The organism is Burkholderia sp. Ac-20392, assembly GCF_017104585.1.
Classification (GTDB): domain Bacteria; phylum Pseudomonadota; class Gammaproteobacteria; order Burkholderiales; family Burkholderiaceae; genus Burkholderia; species Burkholderia lata.
Map to the genome: position 1 here is coordinate 1 of NZ_JAAGPB010000376.1, position 8,631 is coordinate 8,631.

10 protein-coding genes and 1 pseudogene are annotated in these 8,631 nt (G+C 66.3%); 4 read left to right on the top strand and 7 right to left on the bottom strand.

The annotated features are described in order from the left end of the window. Positions 1 to 57: 57 nt before the first annotated feature. On the bottom strand, positions 58 to 954 hold the full coding sequence (locus G3N99_RS29250) for a dihydrodipicolinate synthase family protein (protein WP_206124122.1): 897 nt from the start codon (positions 952 to 954) through the stop codon (positions 58 to 60). Between the two features lie 50 nt (positions 955 to 1,004). After that, the gene (locus tag G3N99_RS29255; protein ID WP_206124123.1) at positions 1,005 to 1,787 is read right to left on the bottom strand and encodes an aldolase; all 783 of its coding nucleotides are present in this window, start codon (positions 1,785 to 1,787) and stop codon (positions 1,005 to 1,007) included. 134 nt (positions 1,788 to 1,921) lie between these two features. Here G3N99_RS29255 and G3N99_RS29260 point away from each other — a divergent pair, with 134 nt between their 5' ends. Both G3N99_RS29260 and hutC read left to right on the top strand, forming a co-directional pair. After that, positions 1,922 to 2,464 (top strand): XRE family transcriptional regulator, encoded by a 543-nt coding sequence (locus G3N99_RS29260; RefSeq protein WP_048246144.1) that lies wholly within the window; start codon positions 1,922 to 1,924, stop codon positions 2,462 to 2,464. A 30-nt stretch (positions 2,465 to 2,494) separates the two neighbouring features. Further along, complete coding sequence (gene hutC / locus G3N99_RS29265) at positions 2,495 to 3,232, top strand: histidine utilization repressor (RefSeq protein WP_174940596.1); 738 nt, start codon at positions 2,495 to 2,497, stop codon at positions 3,230 to 3,232. Positions 3,233 to 3,314: 82 nt separating this feature from the next. Here hutC and G3N99_RS29270 read toward each other — a convergent pair whose 3' ends face one another. Further along, positions 3,315 to 4,163, bottom strand: coding sequence for a phytanoyl-CoA dioxygenase family protein (locus tag G3N99_RS29270; RefSeq protein WP_206124124.1), 849 nt, complete (start codon positions 4,161 to 4,163; stop codon positions 3,315 to 3,317). A gap of 31 nt (positions 4,164 to 4,194) precedes the next feature. After that, positions 4,195 to 4,998 (bottom strand): ABC transporter substrate-binding protein, encoded by an 804-nt coding sequence (locus G3N99_RS29275; RefSeq protein ID WP_206124125.1) that lies wholly within the window; start codon positions 4,996 to 4,998, stop codon positions 4,195 to 4,197. 489 nt (positions 4,999 to 5,487) lie between these two features. Between G3N99_RS29275 and G3N99_RS29280 the strand changes: the two genes are divergently transcribed. Beyond that, positions 5,488 to 5,967 (top strand): helix-turn-helix domain-containing protein, encoded by a 480-nt coding sequence (locus tag G3N99_RS29280; protein WP_174940590.1) that lies wholly within the window; start codon positions 5,488 to 5,490, stop codon positions 5,965 to 5,967. 27 nt (positions 5,968 to 5,994) lie between these two features. Here G3N99_RS29280 and G3N99_RS29285 read toward each other — a convergent pair whose 3' ends face one another. Then, on the bottom strand, positions 5,995 to 6,669 hold the full coding sequence (locus tag G3N99_RS29285) for an ankyrin repeat domain-containing protein (protein WP_206124126.1): 675 nt from the start codon (positions 6,667 to 6,669) through the stop codon (positions 5,995 to 5,997). A 190-nt stretch (positions 6,670 to 6,859) separates the two neighbouring features. Between G3N99_RS29285 and G3N99_RS29290 the strand changes: the two genes are divergently transcribed. Further along, positions 6,860 to 7,720, top strand: coding sequence for a LysR family transcriptional regulator (locus tag G3N99_RS29290; protein WP_011353685.1), 861 nt, complete (start codon positions 6,860 to 6,862; stop codon positions 7,718 to 7,720). Positions 7,721 to 7,826: 106 nt separating this feature from the next. Here the strand turns inward: G3N99_RS29290 and G3N99_RS29295 are convergent, their stop codons facing one another. Beyond that, positions 7,827 to 8,300 carry a nuclear transport factor 2 family protein gene (locus tag G3N99_RS29295; protein ID WP_174941863.1) on the bottom strand — a complete coding sequence of 158 codons (474 nt, stop codon included), beginning with the start codon at positions 8,298 to 8,300 and terminating at the stop codon, positions 7,827 to 7,829. Positions 8,301 to 8,367: 67 nt separating this feature from the next. Beyond that, positions 8,368 to 8,631: pseudogene (locus G3N99_RS29300) on the bottom strand (cytosine deaminase); the annotation flags it as partial.

Consider the following 8,631-nt stretch of genomic DNA (forward strand, 5'->3'; position numbering starts at 1 on the left):
TGCTCTTCCGATCTACCGCGCCGATGGCCGCCGAGATCGCCGGCCGTGCCGCATCGCTCATGTCGTCACACCGTCCGGCAGCGCCGCGAGCAGGCGTTCGAGTTCGCGCGTGCGCGCGTCGCCGAGCGGCATCAGCGGCTTCCTCGGTTCGCCCGCATCGAAACCGCGCAGGCGCAAGCCAGCCTTCACGGTCACCGGCAATCCGCCGTTGACGATGAACTGCAGCAGCGGCAGCTGGGCATGAAAGACCGTCCTCGCGCGCGCCAGGTCGCCCGCCTGCATCGCGTCGAACAGCGCCAGCGGCAACGCCGCATTCAGGTTCGGCGCGGCCGTGCACCATCCGGCCGCGCCAGCCGCGAGCGCGGCGAGCGCCATCGGATTGCTGCCGTTGTAGAACGGAATCGCACCGTCGCTCAACTGCGCGAGCCGGTGCATCCGCCCGATGTCGCCGGTGCTCTCCTTCACCATCGTCACGTTGTCGACGGTCCGGCAGATCGTCGCGATCAGGTCCGGCGACATGTCGACGCCGCTCGTCGCGGGGTTGTTGTACAGCATGATCGGGATGCCGATGGCGGCACCGATCGCGCGATAGTGCGCGACGATCTCGTCGTTGGCGAGCTTCCAGTACGACACGGGAAGCACCATCACCGCATCGGCGCCGGCCTGTTCGGCGAAGCGCGCGCGGCGCACCGCGCCCGCCGTGGTGAGATCGGAAATGCCGACGACGGTCGGCACGCGCCGGCGCACCGCGCGAATTGACGCCGTGGCGACCGTCTCCCATTCAGCATCGGACAGGTACGCGCTTTCGCCGGTACTGCCCAGCGGGGCGATCGCGTGGACGCCGTCGGCAATCAGGCGCTCGATCAGCGCGTCGAGCGCTTTCAGGTCGACGCCGCCGTCAGCGGAGAACGGCGTCACCGGGTAGGCAATGATGCCCTTCAACAGGATGGACACGATAGGTATTCCTCAATGATGAACAGACATGGCAGCGACGAATCGCTTGCTCATGCGACACAGTCCTGATGCGTGCGCAACGCCCTGCGCGCGTAGTAGTCGAACGTCACCGCATCGCGCTTCGGCTTCGAAATCCAGTCGTGCGCTTCGCGCGCGAGCGCCGGCGGCACCGGCTTGATCTCGCCGGCCGACATCGCGAGCAGCTGCAGCTTCGCGGCCCGCTCGATCAGCAGCGCGAGGATGCAGGCTTCCTCGATCGTCTTGCCCACCACGAGCTGGCCGTGGTGCGACAACAGGATCGCGCGCTTGCCGCCGAGCGCCTTCGAGATGATCTCGCCCTCCTCGTTGCCGACCGGCACGCCGGGCCAGTCCTTCAGGAACGCGCAATCGTCATACAGCGGGCAGGTATCCATGTGCGACACGACGAGCGGCTGCTCGAGCATCGACAGCGCCGCGACATGCGCCGGATGCGTATGAATGATGCAGTTCACGTCCGGGCGCTCGCGGTAGATCCACGTATGGAACCGGTTGGCCGGATTCGGGATGCCCTCGCCGTCGACGACGTCGAGATCCTCGTTGACGCGCAGCAGGTTCGCGGCCGAAATCTCGTCGAAACCGAGCCCGAGCCGCTGCGTGTAGTACGTGCCGGCGTCGCCTGCGCGGCAGGTGATCTGCCCGGCCAGGCCCGAGTCGTGACCGGCGTCGAACAGGATCCGGCACGTGAGCGCGAGCTTCTGCCGCGCGGACCAGCCGCTGTCGCCCACCGCGTTGTCGAGACGCCGCTCCGCCAGCGCGACCAGCGCCTCCTTCGTCAGGTTCAGCGTTTCCGCCATGTTCACCTCCTGAATGGATCGGGCCGGCCGCGCCGTCCGCAGCCGCTTTCCCGGGAAAACATGACACACGATACACCACAGGACACTTTGTGTCATGCGTTACAATCGGTTTTTCGAAGGACACCCGGCGCCCCATGACGATTCGCCTGAAGCTGCTCAGAAAACAGAAGGGCTGGACGCTCGATGTGCTGGCCGACGAGACGGGCCTCACCAAGAGCTACCTGTCGAAAGTCGAGCGCGGCCTGAGCGTGCCGTCGATCGCGGTCGCGCTGAAGCTGTCGAAGGCACTGAATGTCGACGTCGAGCAGTTGTTCTCGGAAAGCCACAACCGCGAGCTGATCACGGTCACGCGCGCCGGCGAGCGCACGGCGATGGGCGCGGCGGCCGACAGCCACGCGCATCGCTTCGAAAGCATCGCGGCCGGCGTCGCGCCGAAGAAGATGCTGCCGTTCGTCGTGCATCCGCCGCACGAATTCGTCGCGTCGACGTTCCGCGAGCACGAAGGCGAGGAGTTCCTGTTCGTGCACAAGGGGCGCGTCGAAATCGAATTTCCGAACGAAACGGTGCAACTCAAGACCGGCGATTCAGTCTATTTCAACGCACTCATCCCGCACCGCACGCGCAGCCTCGGCACCGCGCAGGCGGAGATCCTGGTCATCGTCAGTCACGACGACTAGCATCGTCACCTTTTCGCGCAAGGATCCCCGATGGTCACGAAGGCCACCGCACCGTTCCAGCAAATCAAGACGCTCGTTCGCCAGAACGTCGAAGCGGGCGACTGGCGCCCTGGGGACCGCATTCCGTCCGAGCTCGATCTCGCCGCGCAGTTCGGCGTCGCGCGCATGACGGTCAACCGCGCACTGCGCGAGTTGACCGAGGAAGGCGTGCTGAAGCGCATCGCGGGCGTCGGCACCTTCGTCGCCGAAGTGAAGCCGCAGTCGAACCTGCTGATGATCGCGCACATCCGCGACGAAATCCGCGCGCGCGGGCACGAATATCGCTGCCGCGTGCTGAGCCAGTCGAGCGAGCCCGCGTCGTTCGACGTCGCGGCCGCGTTCGGCTTGCCGGTCAACACGCCGGTCTTTCATGTGGTGTGCGTGCACGAGGAAAACGGCCGCCCGATCCAGCTCGAGGATCGCTACGTGAACCCGGCCGCCGCGCCCGGTTTCATCGACCAGGATTTCCAGGTCGAACCGCCGTCCGAGTACCTGTACAACAACGTGTCGCACTACGAACTGGAAATCGAGCACGTGGTCGATGCGTCGCTGCCGACCGGCGAACAGGCGCGGCTGCTCGACATGCGCGCCGACGAGCCGTGCCTCACGCTCACGCGCCGCACCTGGACGAACGGGCAGCCCGTCACGTTCGTGCACTTCCTGCATCCGGGCAACCGCTACCGGCTCGGCTCGCGCTTCAAGCCGGGCGCCGGACGCCACCCGACCTGATCCTTTTCCCCACGCACAAAAGCGCGCGGCGGCCGTTTCGTCAGGAAACGGCCGCCGCGTCCGTCATGCACGCCCGCCCGCGTCAGATCGCGCCGGCCTGCCCCGCGCCTCGCGACCACACGACCGGAAACAGCGGGTGATCGAGCGGCGCGCCGTCGGGCAGCTGCCCGGCGAGCCCGGGAAAATCGGGCGACGTCTTCCAGCGGCGCGGCGCGTGGCGGATATCGTCGCCGACGAAGCGGATCGAGAACGCGCGGCGACGGTTCTGCGTACCGCCCGACGCATGCAGCGTGAGCATCCGGAAGCACACCATGTCGCCGGGCTCGAGCGCCCAATGGCGGATCGGGAAGGCCGCGCGATCGCCTTCGATGTCGGGCAAGTCGGCCAGGCTGCCTTCCGGGAACCACTTCGCCTCCTTGTCCATGAACGTGCGCGGCATCAGCCACGGCCCGAGATGCGAGCCCGCGACGAATTCCAGCGTCGATTCGAGCGGCACCGGATCGACCGGAATCCACATGCTGACGTTGTCGTCGCCTTCGATGTTGTAGTACGGCTGGTCCTGGTGCCACGGCGTGCGCTGCCGCGTGCCGGGCTCCTTCACGAGCAGGTGGTCGTGATGCAGCCGTACGTTTTCGCTGCCCATCAGCGCGGCGGCGACCGACGGCGCCGGCGAGCGCACGATGAAGTCGCGATACGCGTCGTTGTGCTGCCAGTTGCAGAAATCCTCGAAGAACCAGCCCGGATCGTCGGGCCGGCTCGCGACTTTTGCGCGCTCGCTGGGCTGCGCGAGATTCGTGTCGATGCCGGCGCGCAGCGCGGCGACTTCGTCGGGTGAAAAGATGCCCTTGATGCAGACCGCGCCTTCCTCGCGGAACGCGGCGATCAGTTCGGGGGTCACGGCTTGCGCGACGCGATCCTGGATACTCGTCATGGTGTGCCTGTCGATGGAATGAATCACGGAATCACGGTGCCGAAGTCAGCTGCTGCTTCGTGCCGTAGATGTCGAAGTCGAAATATTTGGCGGCGATCTTCTGGTACGTGCCGTTCGCGCGAATCGCGACGATCGCGTCGTTCAGCCGCTTCTTCATCGCTTCGTCGCCCTTGCGCACGCCCATCGCGACGCCGTAGCCGGTGATCCGCACGTCGGTCACGTCGGGGCCCGCGAACGCGTAGCCCTTGCCGCGCGGCGTCTTCAGGAACGAGTAGCCGGCCTGCGTCTTGTCCTGGAAGGTCGCGTCGAGGCGGCCGTTGACGAGATCCTGATACACCTGGTCCTGGTTCTGGTACGAGACGATCGTCACGCCCTTGGTCGCCCATTCGGCCTTCGCGTACGCCTCCTGCGTCGTGCCCTGGTCGATCCCGATGCGCTTGCCCGCGAGCGACTCCGCGGTCGGCAGCAGCTTCGAGCCGACCGGCGCGACGAGCGCGCCCGGCGACGCATACAGCTTGTTCGAGAAGTCGATCTGCTTGAGCCGCTCGTCGGTGGCCGTCATCGCGGACATGATCACGTCGAACTTGCGGGCGCGCAGCGCCGGAATCATCCCGTCGAAACCCTGCTCGACCCACACGCACTTCGCATGCAGTTGCTCGCAGATCGCATTGCGCAGGTCGATGTCGAAGCCGGCGAGCGAGCCGTCGGGCTGCTTCGCCTCGAACGGCGGATACGTGGGGTCGATGCCCCAGCGGATCGTCGACGCGTCCTGCGCGAACGACACGAGCGGCGCGAACGCCAGCGCGGTAACGAGGAGCTTTGCAGTGCGGTTCATGGCGTGTCCTTGATGGTCTCGACGCGGCGGGCGAACGCCGGCGTCCGGTGGGGAGCGTTGCGCCGGCATGCCCGGCGCGGTGCGCGAAAGACAGGGACTTCGATGAAACTGCGATGCAGTCTAGACCGCTCAATTTTTGAGCGCAAGCGGGGGAAACGGGGGCGGGGTGGAGGGAGGGTGGGCGCGTTCCGGAATCGGGATGGGAAGATAGGGCAGCGCTTTAAATAAGGCCATCTTGCAGGATTTACATGGCTTTTCGGTGTTTACCCTTTACGACGCACATCTGCCACAAAGCGAGTTTTTCCGGATATCCGTTGGATGGTGATGTCTATACAGGGAATCAAGACGAAGCCTCGCCCCGCTGCCTTTCGTAGAAAATCGATGCCGCATCCTATACCGCAAAAAAGGCTGCTCGAATGCGCAGGCACATCCGGCGATGCAAGATATACCTTACATTCATGAGCCATTGATCCGTGCAGGAAGGCCCGCATGCAACTTTACGAGATCGGTCAGGCCGTCGCGAAACGGCGAGCGGAACTCGACCTCACGCAGGCTCGGCTGGCCAGGCTCGCCGGACTTTCTCGCCTCACCGTGAATCAGCTGGAAAACGGCAAACTCAAGGATCTCGGCGTCAACAAGCTGATCCCGTTGCTAGGCTTGCTCGGCATCGAACTCATGACCCGACCGCGGCCGGCTCAACGCGGTCTTTACAAGGCCGTCATTGGCGCAAACGTCAGCCACAAGAGCGAATTGACCGAGCGATTGCTCGTCGACGCGTTTGCCTCCGGGCAAATCCCCGCCGGGTATGAAGCGCATTTCGCTGTCATCCTCGACGAGGTCCCGCTGCCGGTTGTAGTGAAAGCAGCCGAGGAAGCTGCCCAGCGCTCGGGCACGCCACTTCGCGCCATCTGGAAAAATCTGGTCAAGTGGTCGAAGGCGCTTCATCTCTATCGGGAAGTATGGGTCTGATCGCTGCCCCTTCGCCCACGCCGCCCGCTACCGCGCCCCCGCCGCCACCAACACCCGCTCGATCGCCCCATACCCGCGCCGCCGCGCATGCTGCAGCGGCGTCTCGCCGTTGGAATCGGCCAGATTGACGTTCGCGCGCCCGTCCACGAGCAGTTGCACGATCCGTACATATCGCTCGCTGCCGTCGCCGAGCATGATCGCCTCCAGCAGCGCGGTCCAGCCGAGCCGGTTCACATGGTCGACGTTCACGCCCGCGTCGATCAGCGTGCGCACCGCATCCACATGGCCACGCTCCGCCGCCGGAATCAGCGCGGTGCCGCGATACCGGTTCGTGCTGCGCAGGTCGGCGCCATGCGCAAGCGTCATCCGCAGGATGTCGAGATAGCCGCGCGCACCGGCATACAGGTACGGGCTGTCCTGGATCGCATCCTTCGCGTTGACGTCCGCGCCCGCGTCGATCAGCACGCGCGCCGCATCGACGTGATTGCCGTGCGTCGCGATCAGGAGCGCCGTGCGGCCCTGCCCGTCACGTGAATCGATCTGCGCGCCGCGCTCGAGCAGCGTGCGCACGTCGCCCGCATCGCCGCGATCGGCCGCGCTGCGCAGCCGGCCTTCGAGCGCGCCGCCGTCGGCGGCGGCCACTGCCGACGTGAGCGTAGTCAACGCAAACGAGCCGATGATCGCAATCCGTTTGAACAACATCCCGTTTCCTCCTTGCGTGCCGCGCACGCCGATACGCGGCCGATGCAATACGTCAGGCGAGGCGCCCCCGTGGCGCAGTACGACGCCGCGCCATGTCCGGCGAAACCGCGATTGCCCGCGGCGTCCGGCCATGTTAAAAGTCGTCGCACGCATTTGGAAATGAAATGTTCGAATCCGCAAAAGTGCAGAAATGAATAGACCCCTGTTCGACCTCGACCTGCTGCGCGCGCTCGTGATGGTCGCCGACTGCGGCAGCTTCACGACGGCGTCCGCGCGCCTGCATTCGACGCAGTCGACGGTCAGCCAGAAGGTGCGCCGGCTCGAGGAAATCGCCGGGCACCGCCTGCTCGACCGCGGCACGCGCGACGTGCGGCCGACCGACGCGGGCGTGACGGTGCTCAGCTATGCGCGGCGCATGATCGCGCTGAACGATGAAATGCTGGAAGCGCTGTCGGGCGCCACGGTCGCGCTGACGATCCGGCTCGGCGTGCCCGACGATTTCGCGGCAGGCCGCACGACGCATGCGCTCGCCGCGTTCAAGCGCGCGCATCCGCAGGTCAAGCTCGAAGTGATGTGCGGGCTGAGCCGCGATATCAGCGCCGCGTACGACCGCGGCGAGCTCGATCTCGTGCTGATCAAGCAGCGGCGCGACAGCCGCGAGGCCGTCGTGCGCTGGCCCGAGAAGCTGCGCTGGATCGACAGCGCGAAGCATCCGACGATCGATCTCGACCCGGTGCCGATCGTCGTGTTCCCGCCGCGCGGGCTCTATCGCGACGACATGATCAAGGCGATCGAGGAGCGCGGCCGCCGCTGGCGGATCAGCTTCACGACGTCGAGCCTGAGCGGCATCCAGGCCGCCGTCGCGGACGGGCTCGGCATCAGCGTGCTGCCCGCGCGCGTGGTGACGGACGAGCACGTCGTGCTGACCGCGAAACAGGGGTTCGCGCCGATCGAGCACATGGACATCGCGATCCTGCATCGGCCGACGGCCGACCCGATGGTGAGCGAACTGACGAAGGCGCTCGCGACGATGCTGGAGCTCGAGGAGTAACAAGCAGGCGGGATGCGGCGGCAATGAGAAGGACGCCGCGACGCCGCCCGCATGGCCGATGCGACGAGATCGCGGGCGTGCCAAAACGCCCGCGCGCTCGGCCCCGTCAGAACATCGTGTTCCCGTTCGCGGCCTGCTCGGGCACCGGCTGGTTCACATCCCAGTGCTCGACGATCTTGCCGTTCTCGAGCCGGAAGATATCCATGATCGCGCTGCCGCGCGTGCCGGGTTCACGCACCGCATGCACGTGCAGGATCACGTAGTCGCCGTCGACGAACGAGCGCTTGATCTCGCTGTGCGACTGCGGATATTTGTCGCGCAGGAACGCGACGAACTTGCGGAAGCCATCGCGGCCGTCGGCCGCATTCGGGTTGTGCTGCACGTAGCGATCGCCGACGTACGCGAGCGCAGCGTCCGCATCTTTCTCGTTCAGGCCTTTTTCATAGAACGCGAGCACGGTCCGCCGGTTGGCTTCCTGCTGCGCGTCGGTCGGGCCGGCCGCCACCGCGTGCGCGGTGGTCACGGCGAACAGGGCCGCCGCCATCCATCGTGCGGCCCGTGCCGCTGTCGTGCGTCGCATCGTCGTCTCCCCGGAAATCCGGCTGAAAACCGGATCATACCGGGGCGACGCTGCGCGCACGCTTCACTCACACCAGCGCGCCGTTGCGCGCAACGACCTTCCCCGACGACACGACGAGCCGTCGCACCGGCCGTGCGACGACGGCCTCGGCGAACGTCAGCGCATCGACCAGCACGACGTCCGCGCGGCTGCCCGGCTGCAGCCCGTAACCGTCGAAGCCGCAACCGCGCGCCGCGCCGTGCGTCACGCAGTCGAGCGCGACTTCGAGCGCATCGTCACGGCGGAAATCGTTGCGCATGCCGATCAGCATCGCGCGTTCGAGCATGTCGGG